At 71.0% G+C, this 21,394-nt stretch carries 20 protein-coding genes and 1 riboswitch; of the genes, 9 read left to right on the top strand and 11 right to left on the bottom strand.

Annotation, left to right across the window (positions count from 1 at the left end):
• Nucleotides 1-57 precede the first annotated feature (57 nt).
• The 6 genes from frr to ACFWB8_RS06645 all read left to right on the top strand — a co-directional run bounded on the left by frr (nucleotide 58) and on the right by ACFWB8_RS06645 (nucleotide 6,939).
• Nucleotides 58-615 (top strand): ribosome recycling factor, encoded by a 558-nt coding sequence (gene frr, locus ACFWB8_RS06670; protein ID WP_385223369.1) that lies wholly within the window; start codon nucleotides 58-60, stop codon nucleotides 613-615.
• The gene (locus tag ACFWB8_RS06665) at nucleotides 615-1,685 is read left to right on the top strand and encodes a phosphatidate cytidylyltransferase (protein ID WP_385223367.1); all 1,071 of its coding nucleotides are present in this window, start codon (nucleotides 615-617) and stop codon (nucleotides 1,683-1,685) included. Before frr ends, ACFWB8_RS06665 begins: the two co-directional genes overlap by 1 nt.
• A 93-nt stretch (nucleotides 1,686-1,778) precedes the next feature.
• Nucleotides 1,779-2,891: a 23S rRNA (adenine(2503)-C(2))-methyltransferase RlmN gene (gene rlmN, locus ACFWB8_RS06660; protein ID WP_385223365.1), complete on the top strand. Its 1,113-nt coding sequence runs from the start codon at nucleotides 1,779-1,781 to the stop codon at nucleotides 2,889-2,891.
• A gap of 58 nt (nucleotides 2,892-2,949) precedes the next feature.
• Nucleotides 2,950-3,059, top strand: a riboswitch (TPP riboswitch).
• An 81-nt stretch (nucleotides 3,060-3,140) separates the two neighbouring features.
• Nucleotides 3,141-4,238, top strand: a complete 1,098-nt coding sequence (locus tag ACFWB8_RS06655) for a thiamine ABC transporter substrate binding subunit (RefSeq protein ID WP_385223363.1) — start codon at nucleotides 3,141-3,143, stop codon at nucleotides 4,236-4,238.
• A gap of 59 nt (nucleotides 4,239-4,297) precedes the next feature.
• Complete coding sequence (locus tag ACFWB8_RS06650) at nucleotides 4,298-5,914, top strand: ABC transporter permease (protein ID WP_385223423.1); 1,617 nt, start codon at nucleotides 4,298-4,300, stop codon at nucleotides 5,912-5,914.
• Entirely contained in the window at nucleotides 5,914-6,939 is a 1,026-nt protein-coding gene (locus tag ACFWB8_RS06645) for an ABC transporter ATP-binding protein (RefSeq protein ID WP_385223361.1), read from the top strand. Before ACFWB8_RS06650 ends, ACFWB8_RS06645 begins: the two co-directional genes overlap by 1 nt.
• Here ACFWB8_RS06645 and ACFWB8_RS06640 read toward each other — a convergent pair.
• The 10 genes from ACFWB8_RS06640 to ACFWB8_RS06595 all read right to left on the bottom strand — a co-directional run bounded on the left by ACFWB8_RS06640 (nucleotide 6,936) and on the right by ACFWB8_RS06595 (nucleotide 16,656).
• Nucleotides 6,936-8,189, bottom strand: coding sequence for a cytochrome P450 (locus ACFWB8_RS06640; RefSeq protein WP_385223359.1), 1,254 nt, complete (start codon nucleotides 8,187-8,189; stop codon nucleotides 6,936-6,938). The two genes, ACFWB8_RS06645 and ACFWB8_RS06640, sit on opposite strands and share 4 nt — an antisense overlap.
• 13 nt (nucleotides 8,190-8,202) lie before the next feature.
• Complete coding sequence (locus ACFWB8_RS06635) at nucleotides 8,203-9,597, bottom strand: NAD(P)/FAD-dependent oxidoreductase (RefSeq protein ID WP_385223357.1); 1,395 nt, start codon at nucleotides 9,595-9,597, stop codon at nucleotides 8,203-8,205.
• On the bottom strand, nucleotides 9,594-9,884 hold the full coding sequence (locus tag ACFWB8_RS06630; RefSeq protein ID WP_385223355.1) for a ferredoxin: 291 nt from the start codon (nucleotides 9,882-9,884) through the stop codon (nucleotides 9,594-9,596). Before ACFWB8_RS06630 ends, ACFWB8_RS06635 begins: the two co-directional genes overlap by 4 nt.
• A gap of 69 nt (nucleotides 9,885-9,953) precedes the next feature.
• Nucleotides 9,954-10,559 (bottom strand): hypothetical protein, encoded by a 606-nt coding sequence (locus ACFWB8_RS06625; protein ID WP_385223353.1) that lies wholly within the window; start codon nucleotides 10,557-10,559, stop codon nucleotides 9,954-9,956.
• 100 nt (nucleotides 10,560-10,659) lie between these two features.
• Nucleotides 10,660-11,571 carry a hypothetical protein gene (locus tag ACFWB8_RS06620; RefSeq protein WP_385223351.1) on the bottom strand — a complete coding sequence of 304 codons (912 nt, stop codon included), beginning with the start codon at nucleotides 11,569-11,571 and terminating at the stop codon, nucleotides 10,660-10,662.
• 104 nt (nucleotides 11,572-11,675) lie between these two features.
• The gene (locus ACFWB8_RS06615) at nucleotides 11,676-12,773 is read right to left on the bottom strand and encodes an LOG family protein (RefSeq protein WP_385223349.1); all 1,098 of its coding nucleotides are present in this window, start codon (nucleotides 12,771-12,773) and stop codon (nucleotides 11,676-11,678) included.
• Nucleotides 12,774-12,799: 26 nt separating this feature from the next.
• On the bottom strand, nucleotides 12,800-13,873 hold the full coding sequence (locus ACFWB8_RS06610) for a hypothetical protein (protein ID WP_385223347.1): 1,074 nt from the start codon (nucleotides 13,871-13,873) through the stop codon (nucleotides 12,800-12,802).
• The gene (locus tag ACFWB8_RS06605; protein ID WP_385223345.1) at nucleotides 13,855-14,604 is read right to left on the bottom strand and encodes an ABC transporter ATP-binding protein; all 750 of its coding nucleotides are present in this window, start codon (nucleotides 14,602-14,604) and stop codon (nucleotides 13,855-13,857) included. The genes ACFWB8_RS06610 and ACFWB8_RS06605 overlap by 19 nt, the downstream gene beginning before the upstream one ends.
• Nucleotides 14,605-14,787: 183 nt before the next feature.
• Entirely contained in the window at nucleotides 14,788-16,149 is a 1,362-nt protein-coding gene (locus ACFWB8_RS06600; RefSeq protein WP_385223343.1) for an aspartate aminotransferase family protein, read from the bottom strand.
• Between the two features lie 3 nt (nucleotides 16,150-16,152).
• Nucleotides 16,153-16,656, bottom strand: a complete 504-nt coding sequence (locus ACFWB8_RS06595) for an Lrp/AsnC family transcriptional regulator (RefSeq protein ID WP_385223341.1) — start codon at nucleotides 16,654-16,656, stop codon at nucleotides 16,153-16,155.
• A 169-nt stretch (nucleotides 16,657-16,825) separates the two neighbouring features.
• Here ACFWB8_RS06595 and ACFWB8_RS06590 point away from each other — a divergent pair, with 169 nt between their 5' ends.
• The 3 genes from ACFWB8_RS06590 (at nucleotide 16,826) to ACFWB8_RS06580 (ending at nucleotide 20,087) form a co-directional block, all read left to right on the top strand.
• Nucleotides 16,826-18,265: a gamma-aminobutyraldehyde dehydrogenase gene (locus ACFWB8_RS06590; protein ID WP_385223339.1), complete on the top strand. Its 1,440-nt coding sequence runs from the start codon at nucleotides 16,826-16,828 to the stop codon at nucleotides 18,263-18,265.
• A gap of 79 nt (nucleotides 18,266-18,344) precedes the next feature.
• Nucleotides 18,345-19,523: a spermidine/putrescine ABC transporter substrate-binding protein gene (locus ACFWB8_RS06585; protein ID WP_385223337.1), complete on the top strand. Its 1,179-nt coding sequence runs from the start codon at nucleotides 18,345-18,347 to the stop codon at nucleotides 19,521-19,523.
• A gap of 99 nt (nucleotides 19,524-19,622) precedes the next feature.
• Complete coding sequence (locus tag ACFWB8_RS06580) at nucleotides 19,623-20,087, top strand: hypothetical protein (protein WP_385223335.1); 465 nt, start codon at nucleotides 19,623-19,625, stop codon at nucleotides 20,085-20,087.
• A 3-nt stretch (nucleotides 20,088-20,090) separates the two neighbouring features.
• Here the strand turns inward: ACFWB8_RS06580 and ACFWB8_RS06575 are convergent, their stop codons facing one another.
• Nucleotides 20,091-21,332 carry a serine hydrolase domain-containing protein gene (locus tag ACFWB8_RS06575; RefSeq protein ID WP_385223333.1) on the bottom strand — a complete coding sequence of 414 codons (1,242 nt, stop codon included), beginning with the start codon at nucleotides 21,330-21,332 and terminating at the stop codon, nucleotides 20,091-20,093.
• Nucleotides 21,333-21,394: the final 62 nt, after the last annotated feature.

The following is a 21,394-nucleotide window of genomic DNA, read 5'->3' as shown; positions in this document are numbered from 1 at the left end:
GGGCCGAGCCCGCCCCGCCCGCCTGAACCATCCGTATCTGACATGCAGGAGCACGTGGTGACCGAAGAGATCCTCCTCGAGGCCGAGGAGAAGATGGAAAAGGCCGTCGTCGTCGCCAAGGAAGACTTCGCCGCGATTCGCACCGGCCGTGCGCACCCGGCGATGTTCAACAAGATCGTGGCGGAGTACTACGGCGCCATCACGCCCATCAACCAGCTCGCCTCGTTCTCGGTGCCCGAGCCGCGCATGGCCATCGTGACCCCGTTCGACAAGAGCGCGCTGCGCAACATCGAGCAGGCCATCCGCGACTCCGACCTGGGCGTCAACCCCAGCAACGACGGCAGCATCATCCGGGTGACCTTCCCCGAGCTGACGCAGGAGCGCCGCAAGGAGTACGTCAAGGTCGCGCGCACCAAGGCCGAGGACTCCAAGGTCTCGATCCGCGCCGTCCGCCGCAAGGCCAAGGACGCCCTCGACAAGCTCGTCAAGGACAAGGAGGCCGGCGAGGACGAGGTGCGCCGCGCCGAGAAGGAGCTCGACGACACCACCGCGAAGTACGTCGCCCAGGTGGACGAGCTGCTCAAGCACAAGGAAGCCGAGCTCCTCGAAGTCTGATGAACGACTCTCCCTGGGCCGCGGAGCCGGTCGCGGCGGGTCCCGCATACGATGCGCTGGTGGGCCCGCAGACTCGGCCCATGCCCATCGTGCCCGATGCCGCCGGCCGTGACTTCGACGACCGGGAAGCACGCGATCGGGGGGCCGCCGCTGACGGCGGCCCCCCGTTCCGCGCCGAGATGCCGCCGCAGGAGCCCATGCCCAGCCCCCCGCCTTCGCAGGCACCGCAGGACGCCTCGCCCCCGCCGCCGAAGAAGCGTGCCGGGCGGGATCTGCGTGCCGCCATAGGGGTCGGCATCGGCCTCGGCGCGGTGATCTTCGCCTCGCTGTTCATCGTCAAGGCGGTCTTCGTCGGCGTCATCGTCGTCGCGGTCGTCGTGGGCCTCTGGGAGCTGACCTCACGGCTCCAGGAGAAGAAGGGCATCAAGGCGCCGCTGGTCCCGCTTGCGGTCGGCGGCGCGGCGATGGTCATCGCCGGGTACGTCCGGGGGCCCGAGGGCGCCTGGGTGGCCATGGCCCTGACCGCGCTGGCGGTGCTGGTCTGGCGGATGACCGAGCCGCCCGAGGACTACCTCAAGGACGTCACGGCGGGCGTCTTCGCGGCGTTCTACGTGCCCTTCCTGGCCACGTTCGTCGCGATGCTGCTCACCGCCGACGACGGTCCGCAGCGGGTGGTCACCTTCCTGGTCCTGACCGTGGTCAGCGACACCGGGGCGTACGCGGTCGGCTGGCGCTTCGGCAAGACCAAGCTCGCCCCGCGCATCAGCCCCGGCAAGACCCGCGAGGGCCTGCTCGGAGCGGTGGCCTTCGCGATGGTCGCGGGCGCGCTGTGCATGGAGTTCATGATCGACGGCGGTTCCTGGTGGCAGGGCCTGCTGCTGGGCCTCGCCGTCGCGGTCAGCGCCACGCTGGGTGACCTCGGCGAGTCGATGATCAAGCGGGACCTGGGCATCAAGGACATGGGCACGCTGCTGCCGGGCCACGGCGGCATCATGGACCGCCTCGACTCGCTCCTGCCGACCGCGCCCGTGGTGTGGCTGCTGCTGGCGGCGTTCGTCGGCACCGGCTGACCTGCGGGAAGGCGCCCGTACAGGCCGGGCGGTTACTCTTGGAAGGCGCGCTGCTTCTGCGGCGCGCCTTTCGTCTTACAAGGAGTACCTGCCATGGCCCGCCCCGTTCCGGGAGAGCTCACCTTCGTCGCACCGCGCGGAGTCAAGAAGCCGCCCCGGCACCTCGCCGACCTCACTCCCGAGGAGCGCCGCGAGGCGGTTGCCGCGATCGGTGAGAAGCCGTTCCGGGCCAAGCAGCTCTCGCAGCACTATTTCTCGCGGTACGCGCACGACCCGGCGCAGTGGACCGACATCCCGGCGGGCTCCCGCGAGAAGCTCCAGCAGGAGCTGCTGCCGGACCTGATGTCCGTCCTGCGGCACATCTCGTGCGACGACGACACCACCCGCAAGACCCTGTGGAAGCTGCACGACGGCACGCTCGTCGAGTCCGTGCTGATGCGCTACCCCGACCGGGTCACCATGTGCATCTCCTCGCAGGCCGGCTGCGGCATGAACTGCCCGTTCTGCGCCACCGGCCAGGCCGGCCTCGACCGCAACCTCTCCACGGCCGAGATCGTGCACCAGATCGTCGACGGCATGCGCGCCCTGCGCGACGGCGAGGTCCCCGGCGGACCGGCCCGGCTGTCGAACATCGTCTTCATGGGCATGGGCGAGCCGCTCGCCAACTACAACCGCGTCGTCGGCGCCATCCGCCGCCTGACCGACCCCGAGCCCGACGGCCTGGGCCTGTCCCAGCGCGGGATCACCGTCTCCACCGTCGGTCTGGTCCCGGCCATGCTGCGGTTCGCCGACGAGGGCTTCAAGTGCCGCCTCGCCGTCTCGCTGCACGCGCCGGACGACGAGCTGCGCGACACGCTGGTCCCCGTGAACACCCGCTGGAACGTCCGCGAGGTGCTCGGCGCGGCCTGGGAGTACGCGGAGAAGTCCGGCCGCCGCATCTCCATCGAGTACGCCCTGATCCGCGACATCAACGACCAGGCCTGGCGGGGCGACCTGCTCGGCAAGCTCCTCAAGGGCAAGCGCGTACACGTCAACCTGATCCCGCTGAACCCGACCCCGGGCTCGAAGTGGACCGCCTCGCGCCCGGAGGACGAGAAGGCCTTCGTGGAGGCCATCGCCCGCCACGGCGTGCCGGTGACCGTACGGGACACCCGTGGCCAGGAGATCGACGGCGCGTGTGGACAGCTCGCCGCCTCCGAGCGATAAATTCCGGTCAAGAATGCTCGCATTCGGCCACGAGGTACCCTGTGGCCGAACCAATTTCATATTCCGACAGGGGAGCGCCACAGCGCTGAGAGTGCGGTAACCGTCATCCGCAGACCCTCTGAACCTCGCCCCGGTCATTCGGGGTAGGAAGTTCGGTCATCACTCAAGCTGTTGCGCCCTGCCCGGCGGCCGCTCCCGGAGCGCCGGGCAGGGCCGCGTCTTCTCCTGGTCATCCAGGAGGAATCACCAGTGAGCACCACCAAGAAGATCGCGGGCGCCCTGCTCGCGACCGCGCTGGGCGTCACCACGCTCAGCGCCTGCGGCGATGCCGAGGACAAGTCCGCGGGCGGCGCCGGCGAGGCCCCGAAGTCCAAGACGGTCACCCTCGTCTCCCACGACTCCTTCAACGTGACCGAGTCGCTCCTCAAGGAGTTCGAGCAGCAGAGCGGCTACACCGTCAAGGTGCTGAAGTCCGGGGACGCGGGCGCCGCGCTGAACCAGGAGATCCTCACCAAGGGCTCCCCGCGCGGTGACGTCTTCTTCGGGGTCGACAACACCCTCCTCTCGCGCGCCCTCGACAACGGCATCTTCACGCCGTACGAGGCCAAGGGCCTGGGCGAGGTCAAGCCGGAGTACGTGCTCGACAAGGAGCACCGGGTCACCCCGGTCGACTCCGGCGACATCTGCGTCAACTACGACAAGGCGTACTTCGCCGACAAGAAGATCGCCCCGCCGCAGACGCTGGACGACCTGATCAAGCCGGAGTACAAGAACCTGCTGGTCACCGAGAACGCCGCGACCTCCTCGCCCGGCCTCGGCTTCCTCCTCGCCTCCGTCGGCAAGTACGGTGACGACGGCTGGAAGGACTACTGGAGCAAGCTCAAGGCCAATGGCGTCGAGGTCGTCGACGGCTGGGAGCAGGCCTACAACGAGCGCTTCTCCGGTTCCGCGGGCGGCAAGAAGGCCAAGGGCGACCGCCCGCTGGTCGTCTCGTACGCCTCCAGCCCGCCGGTCGAGGTGCTCTACGGCGAGCCCCAGCCGGCCGAGGCCCCCACGGGCGTGGCCACCGGCACCTGCTTCCGCCAGGTCGAGTTCGCCGGCCTGCTCAAGGGCGCGAAGAACGAGGAGGGCGGCAAGGCCCTGCTGGACTTCCTGATCGGCAAGAAGTTCCAGGAGGACATGCCCCTCAAGATGTTCGTGAACCCGGTCGTCAAGGACGCCGGGCTGCCCGAGCTGTTCACCAAGCACGGTGTCGTGATCGAGAAGCCGCAGACGGTCGCCCCGGACACCATCGCGAAGAACCGTGAGCAGTGGGTCAAGACATGGTCCGCGCTCGTCGTGAAGTAGTACCGGTGAGCAGTGCTCCGAAGGAGAGCGCGCGGTCCACGGTCGTCAGGCTGAGCCTGATGGCCGGGCCGCTCGTCTTCTTCGGACTGTTCTTCGCCTACCCCGTGGCCGCGATCGTCGGCCGCGGGCTGAAGACGGACACGGGCTGGCAGTTCGGCCGGGTCGGCGAGGTGCTGGCCCGGCCGGACATCGCCGACGTGCTCTGGTTCACCACCTGGCAGGCGCTCGCGTCGACCGCGCTCACGCTCCTGATCGCACTCCCCGCCGCGTACGTCTTCGCGCGCTTCGAGTTCCCCGGCAAGCAGTTGCTGCGAGCCCTGGTGACCGTGCCGTTCGTGCTGCCGACCGTGGTGGTCGGCACCGCCTTCCTGGCGCTGGTGGGGCGGGGCGGACTGCTGGACGAGCTGTGGGGGATCCGGCTCGACACCACCGTCTGGGCGATCCTGCTCGCGCACGTCTTCTTCAACTACGCCGTGGTCGTACGGACGGTCGGCGGCCTCTGGGCGCAGCTCGACCCGCGCCAGGAGGAGGCCGCCCGGGTCCTGGGCGCCGGCCGGTTCGCGGCCTGGCGGCGGGTGACGCTGCCCGCGCTGGCCCCGGCGGTGGCGGCCGCCTCGCTGATGGTCTTCCTGTTCACCTTCACCTCCTTCGGCGTCGTGCAGATCCTGGGCGGGCCCTCGTACTCCACCCTGGAGGTCGAGGTCTACCGGCAGACCGCGCAGCTCCTGGACCTGTCGACGGCCGCGGTCCTGACGATGGTGCAGTTCGCGGCGGTCGGGGCCGTACTCGCCGTGCACGCCCGGACCGTGCGCAAGCGGGAGACCGCCCTGCGGCTCGTGGATCCGGGGCGCACCGCGCACCGGCCGCGCGGGCTCGCGCAGCGCGGCCTGCTCGGCGCGGTGCTGCTGACGGTGGCGCTGCTGATCGTGCTGCCGCTGGGCGTACTGGTGGAACGGTCCTTCGACGCGCCCGGCGGATACGGGTTCGGCTTCTACCGGGCGCTCCAGGAGGTGGGCGCGGGCGGCGGAACCTTCCTGGTGCCGCCGCTGGAGGCGATCTGGAACTCCCTGCAATACGCGCTGGCCGCCACCGCCATCGCCCTGACGATCGGCGGGCTCGCGGCCGCGGCGCTGACCCGGCGGGGCGGCCGGTTCGTTCGCGGCTTCGACGCGCTGCTGATGCTCCCGCTCGGGGTGTCGGCGGTGACCGTGGGCTTCGGGTTCCTGATCACCCTGGACGAGCCGCCGCTGGATCTGCGGACCTCGTGGATCCTGGTGCCGCTGGCGCAGGCCCTGGTGGGCGTCCCGTTCGTCGTACGGACCATGCTGCCGGTGCTGCGCGCGGTGGACGGGAGGCTGCGGGAGGCGGCTGCCGTGCTCGGCGCGTCGCCGCTGCGGGCGTGGCGGGAGGTGGACCTGCCGCTGGTGCGGCGGGCGCTGCTGATCGCCGCCGGGTTCGCCTTCGCGGTGTCGCTGGGCGAGTTCGGGGCGACCGTCTTCATCGCCCGGCCGGACCACCCGACGCTGCCGGTGGCCGTGGCGCGGCTGCTGGGGCGGGCGGGGGAGATGAACTACGGGCAGGCGATGGCCCTGAGCACGATTCTGATGCTGGTGTGCGCGGTGTCCCTGCTGGTGCTGGAGCGACTGCGACCCGACAAGACCTCGGGAGAGTTCTGATGACGCTGCTTCGGCTGGAAGGGGTGTCGGTCCGCTTCGGTGAGCGCGCGGTGGTCGACTCCGTGGACCTGGAGGTCGCCGAGCACGAGACGGTCTGCGTGCTGGGGCCGAGCGGCAGCGGAAAGTCGACGCTGCTGCGGGTCGTCGCCGGGCTCCAGCCGGTCGCCGAAGGCCGGGTCCTGCTGGGCGGGGCGGACCAGGCGGGCGTGCCCGTGCACCGGCGCGGGGTCGGCATGATGTTCCAGGACCACCAGCTCTTCCCGCACCGGGACGTCGCCGGGAACGTCGCGTTCGGCCTGCGGATGCGCGGTTCCTCGAAGGGCGCGTACGCGTCCCAGGTCGCGGAGCTGCTGGAGCTGGTCGGGCTCCCCGGAGCCCAGGGCCGGGCGGTGGCCTCGCTGTCCGGTGGCGAGCAGCAGCGGGTGGCACTGGCGCGGGCGCTGGCCCCGTCACCGCGGCTGCTGATGCTCGACGAGCCGCTGGGACAGCTGGACCGGGGGCTGCGCGAGCGGCTGGTCGTGGAGCTCCAAGGGCTGTTCTCGCGGCTGGGGACCACCGTGCTGGCCGTCACGCACGACCAGGGCGAGGCGTTCGCGCTGGCCGACCGGGTGGTGGTGATGCGGGACGGGCGGATCGCACAGGCGGGGACCCCGCTGGAGGTGTGGCAGCGGCCGGCGTCCGAGTTCGTGGCGCGGTTCCTGGGCTTCGAGAACGTGGTCCCGGCGACGGTGTCGGGCGGGGCCGCCGCGACGGCCTGGGGCAAGGTCCCGGTGCCGGCCGGGTCGCCGCAGGGGGAGCGGCTGGTCCTGATCCGGCCGGCGGGCGTGGTGCTCGCCGCGGCCGGCCTGGGCTGCGAGGTGGTCTCGCGCACCTTCCGCGGCACGCACGTCGCACTGCTGCTGCGCCCGGAGGCGGGACCGGTGCTGGAGGCCGAGTGCGAGCTGGCCGGTGCGCCGGCCGTGGGGGAGCGGGTCGCGGTCGCGTTCGCCCCGTCCGAGGTGGTCGTGCTCCCCGGAACCCCTTAGTCGCGGATGCCGTCGCAGGCGATCGGCAGGTGGCGGGGGCCGCGCAGGACCGCGTTCTGGCGGTACGGCGGCGGGTCCTCCAGGAGCCGGGGGTTCTCCAGCCGGCGGGCCAGTTCGCTCAGCGCCAGCTGGGCCTCCAGCCGGGCCAGCGGCGCCCCGAAGCAGCTGTGGATGCCGCTGCCGAGGCCGAGGTGCTGGATGTCCGTACGGTCCGGGTCGAAGCGGTCCGGGTCCTCGTACCGCTGCGGGTCGCGGTTGCCGGAGGCCAGGATCAGCCAGAGGGACGCACCCTTGGGGATGGAGACCCCGGCGACCTCGATGTCGGCGAGGGTGCTGCGCTGGGGCAGCAGTTGGACGGGCGGCTCGTAGCGGAGCAACTCCTCGACGAGGGGGACGGCCAGGGCGGGGTCCTCGCGCAGCCGCCGGAGCACGTCCGGGTGGCGCAGCAGGGTCAGCATCCCGTTGGTGATGAGGTTGACCGTGGTCTCGTGGCCGGCGACCAGCAGCAGCGCCGAGGTGCTGAGCACCTCCATCGTCGTCATCGAGCCGTCCGGCCCCTCCGCGGTCGCCAGGTGGGACAGCATGTCGTCGCCGGGGCTCTTGCGGCGCTCCTCGATCAGCCCGGCCAGGTACATGCCGAGCTCCATCCGCACATCGGTCGAGCCCTTGTGCCGCTGCGAGGGATCGGCGTCCGGGTCGGGGTCCAGGCTCGCGGCGAGGGCGTCCGCCCACACGTGGAAACGCGGCTCGTCCTCGGGCGGCACGCCCAGCAGCCGGCAGATGACCGAGACCGGGAAGGGGTAGGAGAACTGGTCGACCAGGTCGATCCGGTCGAACCCGTCACCGTTTCCCGCGGCGACGATGCCGTCCACCAGCCCGGAGACGATGCCCCCGAGCTCACCGCGCATGTCGTGGACCCGGTGCGGGGAGTGCGGCGGCCCGAACGGGCGGTTCGTCATCCGGCGCAGCCGGTCGTGCTCCGGGGGGTCGAGGTTGAGGAAGGCGGGCGGCAGCGTCGTCTCCTCCTCCTCGGCCTGGGCCAGCGGGTCACCCTCCTTCGAGGTCAGATTGCGGCGGTCGGAGCTGATCCGGGGGTCGTGGAGGAGGCTCTGGATCTCGTAGTAGGTGCTGACGACGTACGGCCCGTCGCCCTCGTGGGACACCGGCGTCTTGCGGAGCTCCTCGTACAACGGATACGGATCGGCACGGTTCGCGTAGTCGATGATCTCCCGCAGGATGGCTTGTGTCATGGCAGGTCCTCGCTCAGTGGTGCGCGGGGGTGAAGGTCATCCGCCGGTCGGCCGGCGAGTAACCGCTCAGGGTGATCGTCGGGCCGTGCGTGGGCACTGACGGGTCCGGGAAGTCCGCGGACATCGGCTTGTGTCCCTCCGGTCTGCGGTCCACGGTGGCGAAGTCCAGCGGGAACGGCGCGGTCGTCTCGATGAGCCGCTGGTAGAAGGGCAGCCACCGGGACTGGTCGAAGGTGACGGCGCCGATGACGCGCCCCTGGTAGCCGTACACGCCGGTGAACCTGCGCTCGTCGCGCGAGCCCTGCGAGATGAGGATCTCGGTCCCCATCGACGGCACGCCGACCGACTTGATGTTCACGCCGAACTGGGACGACCAGAAGGCCGGCACCCACATGTGGGGGCGGCGGTCCGCGCTCTCGCTGAGCATGTTGTGCGCCGCCGTCTCGGCTTGGGCGACGGCGTTGCCCCAGTGCTCCAGTGACAGGAACTGGTAGCCGAAGAGCGCGTGCGGGGAGCGTGCCACGTCACCCGCCACATAGATGTCGTCGGTGACGATGCCCCGGATGTCGAAGGCCCGGCAGCCCGCGTCACAGGCGATGCCGCGGGGTCCCGCGCCCAGCCCGGACCCGGCGAGCCACTCGGTGTTGCGCTGCGCGCCGAGCGAGACGACCACCACGTCCGCCTCGACGGTGGCGCCGTCGGACAGGTGGGCGGCGCGGACCCGTCCGGCCGGGTCGCCCTCCAGCCCGGTCACCATCACCCCGGTACGCAGGTCCACGCCGGCCTCGCGGTGCATGTCGGCCGCGACCTCCCCGATGACCCCGCCGAGCGCGCCGACCAGGGGCGCGGCGCCCCGCTCGGCGACGGTGACGGGCAGGCCGCGCTCCCGGCAGGCGGACGCGATCTCGGACCCGGTGAAGCCGGCCCCGATGACGAGCACCCGGCGGGGGCCGGCGGCGAGACTGCGTTCCAGGGCGGCGCCGTCGTCGCGGGTGCGCAGGACGAAGACGCCCTCCAGCGCGCCTTCCTCCTCGTTCGGCCACGGCCGGGCCCGTACGCCGGTGGCGATGAGCAGCCGGTCGTACTCCACCTCGTCGCCGTCGGCGAGCCGGACCCGCCGGGCCGCCATGTCCAGGCCGGTGGCGGGGACCCCGAGCCGCCACGTCGCGTCCAGGTCCCGGCGGCGGGGGAGGGCGGTACGGTCCGCGGTGGCCTTGCCCAGCAGCACCTGCTTGGACAGCGGGGGCCGGTCGTACGGCTCGTACGGTTCGTCCCCGATCAGCGTGAGCGAGCCCGCGAAGCCCTTCTCGCGCATGGTCTCGGCGGCCCGCAGGCCCGCCAGGGAGGCGCCCACGACAACGATGCGGCCGTCGCGCTTGAGGCGCTCGAGGGTTCCGTCGCCGCTCACGGCGCACCTCCGGGGATCGCCGCCGCCGCGAGTTCGCCCGCGGCCCCGGCGGCCCCGGCGGCCCCGGCGGCCCCGGCGTCATCGGCATCCTCGGCGCCCTCGGCTTCGAGCAGGATGGCCCCGACCGGGCACGCGGCGACGGCCCGCGCGACGTTCTCGCGCTGCTCCGCGGCCGCCTCCGGGTCGTACAGCAGCGACTCGTCGCCGTGCATGGCGAAGACGTCGGGAGCGAGGAACGCGCACTGCGCGTATCCCTGGCAGCGGTTCAGGTCGACGACAAGCCTCATGAGGGATCAGCCTTTCCGTGGCCCGATCATCCCCGTTCCCCCGTCCCGTCCCCTCGCGTCCAGCATGCGCTACCTCATGCCGACCCGCAGGACATGCAGGCCGACGACCAGCGCCCAGGCCGGCAGGATCAGCTCGGACCAGGGGATCCCGGAGCCCACGAGGATCAGGACCAGTCCCGTGACATAGCCCAGCAGGGCGAGCGGGCGAGGGAAGATCCCGAGTCGGCGCCCGATGGTCGAGGTCGCGAAGACGAACACGGCTGCCATCCGCATCGCGTAGGTCGTGAGCACCGTGTACGCGTACTGGCGGCCGAAACCGGCGTCCGCGCTCTCCTGGAGGACGGTGCCCGCAGCGGCGGCGGCGACGAACAGGGTCGCGACGAAGACGAAGCCGCTGCCCAGGAAGACGGTGGCCACGAACCGGTCCTCGGCCTCCCCGGCGTGCGCGCGCACGGCACCCATGAACCAGAGGAAGCAGATGCCGGCGAAGGGCACGATCTCCAGGGCCACCCGCACCGCCCAGCGCTTGTCGGGATCGACGGCCGCATCGGCGCCGTCGCCCGAGGGGATGGCGAGCCGCATCAGTACGATCGCCGCCGCCAGCAGTACCGCGAAGGCGATCCCGGCCGTTCCGGCGGCCCGGGGTGTGCGCAGCCGTGCGCTCGTCGGCTCCATGGCCCCTCGCTCTCTCCCCCGTCCAGCAAGCGACAGCTGCCGCGCGCCCGCCATCGGGAACGGCCAAGGGGGTGAGGGAGCCTTCCCCCGGACCCTTCGGCTACGGGACCGGGACGGGGGCCGGCTCGGGGGCTCCGGTCTGCGCCTCGGCGCCGTCGTGGTTGCCGTACCAGGCCACCGCCACCGCGCCGGCGACGGCCAGGACGAAGCCGAGGACCGCGAGCCAGGCGAGGCCGGGGCGGGCGGCGTCGCCCAGCCAGAGCACGCCGATCGCGCCGGGCAGTACCGTCTCGCCCACCACCAGCGCCGCCGTCGCGCCGTTCACCGAACCGATCTGCAGCGCCACGGTGTGCAGGTACATGCCGCCGATGCCCGCGATCAGGATGGCGTAGAGCGCCGGGTCGGACAGCAGCGCGGCCGGGTCGAAGGGGTCGATGCCGTTCAGGATGCGGACGCCGACGCCGAGCGCGCCGAAGGCCAGCCCCGACAGCAGACCCGCGAGGATCGCCGCCCGGGCGCCGAGGAACCGCACGGCCACCGTGCCGCCGACGATGATCAGTACGGTCACCGCGAGCAGCCACCAGTGGGTGGACATCGGGGCGTGGTGGCCGCCCTCGTGGCCGGCCGCCGTCGCCAGCAGCACCAGGGCCGTGCAGACGACCCCGATCGACGTCCATTCCTTGCGGGTCAGCCGGATCCCCAACAGCTTCACGCTCAGCACCGCGGTGATCACCAGGTTGGCGCTGATCACCGTCTGGGAGAGGAACAGCGGCAGCAGCCGGGCCGCGAGGGCGCCCAGGGCGAAGCCCACGAAGTCCAGGATCGTTCCGACGATGAACTCCCAGGTCATCGCCGCCTTCGCGGTCGACGACAGGTTCGGCCCGCCGTGCGCCGTCACCCCGGCGGAGGCCGGCGACATCCGGGCCGCCCGCCGCGAGCCGACGGCTTGCAGGACGGACCCCGTGCCGTAGCAGATGGACGCCGCGATTGCGGTCAGCAGGCCTATGAGCACCGAGGGCTCCGTTCACGTCTGGCAGGTTTTACGTGCGGGTTTACGTGCGGGTTTTGCGTACCTATGCCAGACGTGCGAACGGGCCGGGAAGTTGCCTGTGGACCTCAGGTCATCGAGGCGAGTACCGCCGGCACCTCGTCCACCGAGTCCACCAGCGCGATCCGGGACTCCAGCGGACGCCCCGCCGCCAGCGCCCGCAGCAGCGGCCAGGCCGGCAGGTGCTCCGTCCAGTGCGCGCGGTCCACCAGGATCATCGGCGTCGGCTCGCCCCGGGACCCGTAGTAGTTCGGGGTCGCGTTGTCGAAGATCTCCTGCACCGTGCCCGCCGCGCCCGGCAGGAAGACCACGCCCGCGTTGGACCGGGCCAGCAGCCCGTCCTCGCGGGTGGCGTTCGCGAAGTACTTGGCGATGTGGCCCGCGAAGGCGTTCGGCGGCTCGTGCCCGTAGAACCAGGTCGGGATGCCCACCGAGTCGCCGCCGCCGGGCCAGCGGCTGCGTACGGCGAAGGCGGCCTGCGCCCAGTCGGAGACCGACGGTGCGAAGGACGGGGCCTTGGCCAGCATGTCCAGCGCCTCCGGGAGGGCCTCGTCCGGCGCCGGGGCCAGATAGGCGCCCAGGTTGGCCGCCTCCATCGCGCCCGGTCCGCCGCCGGTGGCGACGGTGAGCCCGGAGCGGCTCAGCGCCCGGCCCAGTTCCGCCGCGCCCCGGTACTCCGCTCCGCCGCGGGCCATCGCGTGGCCGCCCATCACGCCGACGACGCGGGCGCCCGCGAGGTGCTCGTCGAGGGCGTCGCAGATGGCGTTGTCGTGGATGGAGCGGAGCATCGAGGAGAAGACGTCACCGTCGGCCTTGGTCTCCTGGAACCAGCCGTACGCCTGGGCGTCCGGGGTGGACTCGTAGCCGTCCGGCAGTCCGGCGAACAGCTCGTCCGCCGTGTACAGCAGTCCTCGGTACGGGTCGAACGGCAGGTCGGGGACGGGCGGGAAGACCAGCGCGCCGTCCGCGCGCACCTTCACGGCGGCGTCGGGCTCCATGGGGCAGCCGAGGAACACGGCCGAGGAGGTGTCGGCCGACAGCAGCGCGAAGGTGCGCTGGAGCAGGTTGACCGACTGGATCCGGTATCCGCTGAGCGAACCGCGGGCCGCGACCTGGTCGAATTCGGCGAGCGTCTCGATCTCGGTGTCGATGTATCCGTTGACCATTCGGCCCACCCTAAGGGCTGCCCGCCTCAGCGAGTCAATGCCAGCGACGTCAGCTGCGCCACACCCCAGCTGAGCGGTACGCACACGGCCACCAGCGCGGTCGCCCGCAAGGTGGCGGCCGTACGGAGGACCGCGCCCGGGGCGCCGAGGCCGGCCAGGGTCTCGCGGGCGGCGGCCCGGGCCTGGTGGACCTCCACCGCCGAGGTGAGCAGCGTCGCGGCCACGCACAGGGCCACCAGCGCGGCCGCCGGCCCGGTCAGCGGGCCGAGCGGGACGTCCAGCCCGCCCCGCTCGCGCAGGGCCACAGCGGTCAGGGCGCCCGCGCCGACGGCGCACAGCACCCCCAGGGGCGGCCCGAGCCGGGGCGCCTCCTCCTGGAGGGTCCGCCCGGCGAGCAGCCGGAGCGCGCCCGGGCGCACGGCCTGCACGAGGGACCCGCAGGCGTAGGCCACGCCCGGTCCGGCCAGGGCGAGCCCGACGGCGGTCAGCGCCCAGCCGGCGAGCATTCCGGCGCCGCCGCGGCCGGCATACGCCTCCACCGCCAGCCCGCAGGCGGCCAGGGCGATGCCCCAGGGCAGCCGGGTCTGCGGGGCCGTCGGCGTGTGCGGCCGCAGCGCGAGGGCGGTGGCGGCCGAAGCGGCCAGCGGGAGCAGGGTCAGCAGGGTCAGGGCGGCCGCCACGGGCAGCGGCCGGTCGGCGTGCAGCAGCGCGGCCCCGGCGCCGTCGAAGGGCAGCCCGGCGACGTCCCCGCGCAGGTGGAGGAAGGCGGCCAGGGCGAGGGCGCTGCCCAGGGTGCAGGCGACGGCCGTGGAGATCGTCGCGACGAGCGTGAGCCGGACGGGCCCCAGCCCGGCCGCGTCCAGCCCTTCCCGGGGCCGGGTGGCCGGGTCGGTACGGGCCACGGCGACGGCGAACTGCACGGTGACCGCGAGCGGGACCAGCGCCCACATCAGCCGAGGGAACGATCCGGCGGGCCGGGCGGCGGCCTCGGCGAGTACGTACAGCAGCAGGAAGCCGCTGCCGGCAGAGGCGGCGGCCACCAGCAGCCGGCGCAGCTGGACGAGCGGCCGGGAGCCGCGGGCTAGGCGGAGAGCGAGCACGCGGCCTGGTCCTCCGGGGTCTGCGGGGCGGCAGCCGCCGCTCCGGCCGGCCGGCCGTCGAGCAGGGCCACCCGCCGGTCGGCGACGGCCGCGGTCTCCTCGTCGTGCGTGGCCAGCAGCACCGTGATGTCGTGCGAGCGGGCCGCGGTGGTCAGCGTACGGAGCAGCAGGGCACGCTCGGTGCGGTGCAGCGGGGCCGTCGGCTCGTCGGCGAAGATCACGGAGGGCTGGTTGACCAGGGCCCGGGCCAGGGCGACGCGCTGGGACTCGGCCTGGTTGAGGGCGCCGGGGCGCTTGCGGGCGAAGCCGCCGATGTCGAGGCGGTCCAGCCATTCGCAGGCGGCGTGCTTGGCGGCGCGGTGCGGGGTGCCGGCGATCAGGAGCGGCAGGGCCGCGTTCTCCCAGACCCGCAGCTCGGGCAGGAGCTGGGGCGCGGGGCCGATCCAGCCGAAGCGGTCGCGGCGCAGCCGCTCGCGGGTCAGCGCTCCCATGGTGTGCACGGGCACGCTGTTGAACCAGACCTCGCCCTGCTCGGGCACCAGCTGCCCGGACAGGCAGCGCAGCAGCGTGGTCTTGCCGCTGCCGCGCGGGCCGGTGACGGCGAGGATCTCGCCCGCGCGCACGCCGAGCGAGACGCCGATGAGGCCGGGCGAACCGCTGTGGGAGTAGTGAAGGGACCGTGCCCAGAGGACGTCATTATCCGGTGGGGCGTTGTCCGGTGGAGCCACCATGGCGTACACCTCCGTCCGGGGGGAACGAAGCGGAGCCGGCTTAAGTCACTGGCGCCACAAGGAGATGTAAAGAGATGAACGTCTTGGATGGTGACAGCACACGGCCCGGACCCCCTCGTTCTCACTCGAACGGGGGATCCGGGCCGTGTGGTCGGACTACTTACGGCTCGGCTGCGCCTCGGGCTACAGCTTGGTCCAGGCCTCGGTGAGCACCGAGCGCAGGATGCCTTCGATCTCGTCGAAGGTGCCCTGGTCGGCTGTCAGCGGCGGAGCCAGCTGGATGACCGGGTCGCCTCGGTCGTCGGCCCGGCAGTACAGGCCGTTCTCGAAGAGCGCCTTGGAGAGGAAGCCGTAGAGCACGCGCTCCGTCTCCTCGTCCGAGAAGGACTCCTTGGTGGCCTTGTCCTTGACGAGCTCGATGCCGTAGAAGAAGCCGTTGCCGCGGACGTCGCCGACGATCGGCAGGTCGTGCAGCTTCTTCAGCGTCGAGAAGAAGGCGTCCTCGTTGTCCAGCACGTGCTGGTTGAGGCCTTCCTTGTCGAAGATGTCGAGGTTGGCGAGCGCCACCGCGGAGGACACCGGGTGTCCGCCGAAGGTGTAGCCGTGCAGGAAGGTGTTGTCGCCCTTGTAGAACGGCTCGGCGAGCTTGTCCGAGATGATGCAGGCACCGATCGGGGAGTAGCCCGAGGTCATGCCCTTGGCGCAGGTGATCATGTCCGGGATGTAGTCGAACTTGTCACAGGCGAACATCGTGCCCAGGCGGCCGAAGGCGCAGATCGTCTCGTCGGAGACGAGCAGGACGTCGTACTCGTCGCAGATCTCGCGGACCCGCTGGAAGTACCCGGGCGGCGGCGGGAAGCAGCCGCCGGCGTTCTGCACCGGCTCCAGGAAGACGGCGGCGACGGTGTCGGCGCCCTCGAACAGGATCTCCTGCTCGATCTGGTCGGCGCACCAGCGGCCGAAGGCCTCGGGGTCGTCGCCGTAGATCGGGGCGCGGTAGATGTTGGTGTTCGGCACCTTGTGCGCGCCGGGGACCAGCGGCTCGAAGGGGGCCTTGAGGGCCGGCAGGCCGGTGATGGACAGGGCGCCCTGCGGGGTGCCGTGGTAGGCCACCGCACGCGAGATGACCTTGTACTTGGTGTGCTTGCCCTGCAGCTTGAAGTACTGCTTGGCGAGCTTCCAGGCGGTCTCGACGGCCTCGCCGCCGCCGGTGGTGAAGAAGACCTTGTTCAGGTCGCCCGGGGCGTAGTGGGCAAGGCGCTCGGCGAGCTCGACGGCCTTGGGGTGCGCGTACGACCAGATGGGGAAGAACGCGAGTTCCTGGGCCTGCTTGTAGGCGACCTCGGCCAGTTCCTTGCGGCCGTGACCGGCGTTGACCACGAACAGTCCGGCGAGACCGTCCAGGTAGCGCTTGCCCTTGTCGTCGAAGATGTAGGTGCCTTCACCCCGCACGATGGTGGGGACGGGCGAGTTCTCGTACGACGACATGCGGGTGAAGTGCATCCACAGGTGGTCGTACGCGGTCTTGGAGAGGTCCTGGCTCACGGGCTATCGAGTTCCCCACATGTAGGTCTGCTTCTTCAGCTTCAGGTAAACGAAGCTTTCGGTTGATCGCACGCCGGGGAGCGCGCGGATCTTCTTGTTGATCGTGTCGAGCAGGTGGTCGTCGTCCTCGCAGACGATCTCCACCATCAGGTCGAACGAGCCCGCGGTCATCACCACGTACTCGCACTCGGCCATCGCGGTCAGAGCATCGGCCACGGGGTCGAGGTCACCCTCGACGTTGATGCCGACCATCGCCTGGCGCCGTAGCCCCACGGTGAGCGGGTCGGTGACGGCGACGATCTGCATGACGCCCTGGTCGAGCAGCTTCTGCACGCGTTGCCGCACAGCCGCTTCGGACAGGCCCACGGCCTTGCCGATGGCTGCGTAGGGACGGCGACCGTCCTCCTGCAGTTGCTCGATGATCGCCAGGGACACAGCATCGACCGAAGGGGACGGTTGTCTGTTCCTGGAATCTGCGCTTCGACTGACCACGAACTCACTGTGCACGAGGAGTCGACAGTTCCGCAAGGCGCAACCGATGAAATTCGTTGTTTGGCGTCTCAGATCTCACTGATTTCGTAGTTCATGGTGTGTGGGCCTGTCGAAACCGTCGCCCCAGGAGTTAGGCTGGGTACTTGTCTCAACCATTGGACATGTGATCAGGAGTGTGGCTGTAGTGACCACCGAACTGCGTCGTCTGCGCAACTACATCGGCGGGGAGTTCAAGGACGCCGCCGACGGGCGGACCACCGAGGTGGTCAACCCCGCTACGGGCGAGGCGTACGCCACCGCCCCGCTCTCCGGCCAGGCCGATGTGGACGCCGCCATGGCCGCCGCGGCCGCCGCCTTCCCGGGCTGGCGCGACACGACCCCCTCCGAGCGGCAGAAGGCCCTGCTCAAGATCGCGGACGCCTTCGAGGCGCGCGCGGACGAGCTCGTGGCCGCCGAATCGGAGAACACCGGCAAGCCGCTGGGCCTGACGGCCAGTGAGGAGCTGCCGCCGATGGTGGACCAGATCCGCTTCTTCGCGGGTGCGGCCCGTCTGCTGGAGGGCCGCTCGGCCGGCGAGTACATGGAGGGGATGACCTCGATCATCCGCCGTGAGCCGGTCGGCGTCTGCGCCCAGGTGGCGCCGTGGAACTACCCGATGATGATGGCCGTGTGGAAGTTCGCCCCGGCCATCGCCGCGGGCAACACCGTGGTGCTCAAGCCCTCGGACACCACCCCGGCCTCCACCGTCCTGATGGCCGAGATCATCGACTCGGTCCTGCCCAAGGGCGTCTTCAACGTCATCTGCGGCGACCGCGAGACCGGCAAGGCCATGGTCGAGCACTCCACCCCGGCGATGGCCTCCATCACCGGCTCGGTGCGCGCGGGCATGCAGGTCGCCGAGAGCGCCTCGAAGGACGTCAAGCGCGTCCACCTGGAGCTCGGCGGCAAGGCCCCGGTCGTGGTCTTCGAGGACGCCGACATCGCCAAGGCCGTCGAGGACATCGCGGTCGCCGGCTACTTCAACGCCGGCCAGGACTGCACCGCCGCGACCCGCGTGCTCGTGCACTCCTCCATCCACGACGAGTTCGTGAGCGCGCTCGCCAAGGCCGCCGCCGACACCAAGACCGGCCAGCCGGACGACGAGGACGTGCTGTACGGCCCGCTGAACAACCCGAACCAGCTGAAGCAGGTCGCGGGCTTCATCGAGCGCCTCCCCGCCCACGCCAAGGTCGAGGCGGGTGGCCACCAGGTCGGCGAGAAGGGCTACTTCTACGCCCCGACCGTGGTCTCCGGCCTCAAGCAGGACGACGAGATCATCCAGAACGAGGTCTTCGGCCCCGTCATCACCGTCCAGTCCTTCACGGACGAGGCCCAGGCCCTGGAGTACGCGAACGGCGTCGAGTTCGCCCTCGCCTCCTCGGTGTGGACCAAGGACCACGGCCGCGCGATGCGGATGTCCAAGAACCTCGACTTCGGCTGCGTGTGGATCAACACCCACATCCCGCTCGTCGCCGAGATGCCCCACGGCGGCTTCAAGAAGTCCGGCTACGGCAAGGACCTCTCCGCCTACGGCTTCGAGGACTACACCCGCATCAAGCACGTGATGACCTCGCTCGACGGCTGATCCGCCTGGCGCCTGGAAGGGGCGGGCAATAGACAACATGTCTATTGCCCGCCCCTCCGCGTTCCCAGAGGCTTTGGCCATGCCTCAACTCGCCTTTTCCCGCCGCTCGGCGATCCGTGGCCTCGGCGCCGCGGGCCTGCTGGCCGCCCTCACGGGCTGCGGAGTGCCCGCCGCCTACGTCCCCGAGGGCCGACGGGAGGGCCCGGACCGCTCCGAGCGGGACCAGAGCGTCGCCTTCTCCAACTGGCCGCTCTACATAGACACCGACGACGAGGACGAGAACCGGCGTCCGACGCTGGACGCCTTCACGGAGAAGACCGGCATCGAGATCCGGTACACCGAGGACATCAACGACAACGACGAGTTCTTCGGCAAGGTCAGCCCGGCCCTGATGAGCCACCAGGAGACCGGCCGCGACCTGGTCGTGGTCAGCGACTGGATGGCCGCCCGCTTCGTCCGTCTGGGCTGGGCCCAGAAGATGAACCGCTCGGCGCAGTCCAACGTGGCCAGATACCTCGACCCCCAGTTGCGGTCCCCCGCCTTCGACGAGGGCCGGCTGCACACCGTGCCCTGGCAGTCGGGGATCACCGGCATCGCCTACAACCGAAAGGCCCTCGGCCGGGAGATCAGGTCCGTACGCGACCTGTGGCACCCGGACCTGGCGGGCAAGGTCACCCTCCTCTCGGGCCTCGACGAGTCCTTCGCCCTCCTCATGCAGGGCAACGGCGTGGACGTCACCCGGTGGACCGAGTCCGAATTCCACCGGATGTGCGACCAGGTGGAGAGCATGGTGAAGAAGAAGCACATCCGACGCTTCACCGGCAACGACTACACCTCCGATCTCAGCAAGGGCGATGTCCTGGCCTGCCAGGCCTACTCCGGAGACGCGATCCAGCTCCAGGCCGACAATCCCGACATCGAGTTCGTCGTTCCCGACGAGGGGGCCGAGCTGTGGGCGGAGAGCCTGCTCGTGCCCAACCTCGCCCGGCACAAGGCCAACGCCGAGGCGCTGATCGACCACTACTACGCGCCGGAGGTGGCCGCCGAACTCGCCGCCTCCGTCAACTACGTCTGCCCCGTCCCGGCCGCCCGCGAGGTCCTGGCGGGATCCGGCGACAAGGAGACCGCCGCACTCGCCGAGAACCCGCTGATCTTCCCCGACGACGAGATGCGCAAGCGTCTCGTCGTGGCCCGGGACATCACCTCGGCCGAGCGCGCCTCCCTCGCCAAGCGCTGGAACTCCATCGTCGGGCTCTGACGGCGGGGCGCGCCCGTCATGATCACGGTCCGGCCGCAGAACTGAACATGTTCAGCAATTGCGCTGAACGTGTTCAGAAATCTGCGTACGCTTCCTTCCATGAGCGAGAGAAGCGCCCTTGAGCGGCGGATCCGTGCCTGGCTGACCCTGTTCCTCGTCTGTCTCATCCTCAGCGGGCTCACCGCCTTCCCCCTGGTCAGTGAGCTTCACTGGGCCAACTCCCTGGTGGACAACGAGTGGCTGCGGCGCGTGGGCGACGGACTGGACCAGGCTGACGCCGAGTACCCCTTCCTCCTGTACGGCACCGACTGGCTCGCCTTCGCCCACTTGGTGATCGCCGTCTTCTTCCACGGCGTCCGCCGCGACCCCGTCCGCAACATCTGGATCATCGAAGCGGGCATGATCGCCTGCGCCGGAGTGATCCCGCTGGCCCTCATATGCGGCCCCGTCCGGGGCATCCCCTTCTGGTGGAGCGTCATCGACATGTCCTTCGGCGTCTTCGGGGTGATCCCCCTCCTGCTCCTGCGCCGCATGATCAAGCGCTTGGAGGCGATGCCCGCCTGACGGCTACTTCGCGAAGGCCGCCATCACGATGCCCAAGGTCACCGGGTTCATGTCCTCGCCTTTGGCGTTCGTGGAGTTGACCGAGTAGGCCAGGGTGCGCGAGAGGTCGCGGGTCGCGCCCATCGCGGTGTTGTAGCCATACCGGCCACCTGTCTTCCCCCAGGCCACCGCGCCGTCCGGCAGGACGATCCGCGACAGCCCCGCAGTCAGGGTCGCGGGCTTCCCGCCGGCGAAGTTCTTCACATCGGGCACGGTGAACATCTCCTCCAGCTGGGGCTTCGGCACGATCCGCCCGCTGAACAGGGCCACGGTGAACCGCTCCAGATCGGCGGTCGTCGAGATGATGTCGCCGGCCGCCCACCGGTCCGAGGAGTTCCACTCGGTCACATCGCGCAGCCCGGTCGAGCCGTCGGCCCCCGCCACCGCCTGGTAGCCGAGGTTGTGCGGCCCGTGGATCTTCGTCTGGGTGCGGCCGGGGAACGAGGTGTGGCGCAGCCCCAGCGGTATCAGGAGCCTGTGGCCCACCACCTCCTCGTACGCCGTGCCCGTCACCTTCTCGATCAGCACGCCCAGCAGCGTGTAGTTGATGTTCAGGTAGTGCTGCGCCGCACCCGGTACGAACTCCGGCTCCTTCGCCAGGGCGTTGGCGAGCTGGTCGTGCGGATCGGTCACATCGAAGCGGTGCTCCCACTGCGCCTCGAAGGAGTCGCCCGAGCCGTCGGCAGCCGGTATGCCGCTGGTGTGGTTGAGCAGCTGCCGCACCGTCACGGTCCCGTAGGAGTCGGGGACGCTCGCCGGCAGGTACTGCCGGACCGGCTTGTCCAGGTCCACCCGGCCCTCGGCCGCGAGCTGGAGCACCACCGCCGCGGTGAAGGTCTTGGTCACCGACCCGGCCCGGAACCGGCCCTGCTCGACGGCCTCCCGCCCGGTGCGGATGTCCGCGACGCCCGAACTGCCCTGCCAGGAGCCGCTCGTACCCCCCACCCGGACCAGCGCGGCCGTCGCGTCCTTGTTCTGCGCGCCGACACCCGCGATGGCCCCCTCCAGCGCCGTCGCGTTCGGCGGCGTGGAGACGGCCGGCGCCGTGGGCGCCTGGAGGGCCCGGCGGCCCGGAGCGGCCTGGGCGGCTTGGGCGGCCTGGGCGGCTTGGGACGCGGCCTGGGCAGCCTGGGCGGTGACCACCGGTCCCGACGCGATGCCCAGGACCAGAGCGGCGGCGATCAGCGTGCGCGTACGTGCATTCATGACGGTGTTCCCCCTGCGAGACCGTGGGACCGTGCTGCCCCGACGGCCTCAATGTTGCTGCT

The organism is Streptomyces sp. NPDC060031 (assembly GCF_042736805.1).
Classification (GTDB): Bacteria; Actinomycetota; Actinomycetes; order Streptomycetales; family Streptomycetaceae; genus Streptomyces.
This window is presented reverse-complemented; position numbering and strand designations above follow the sequence as displayed.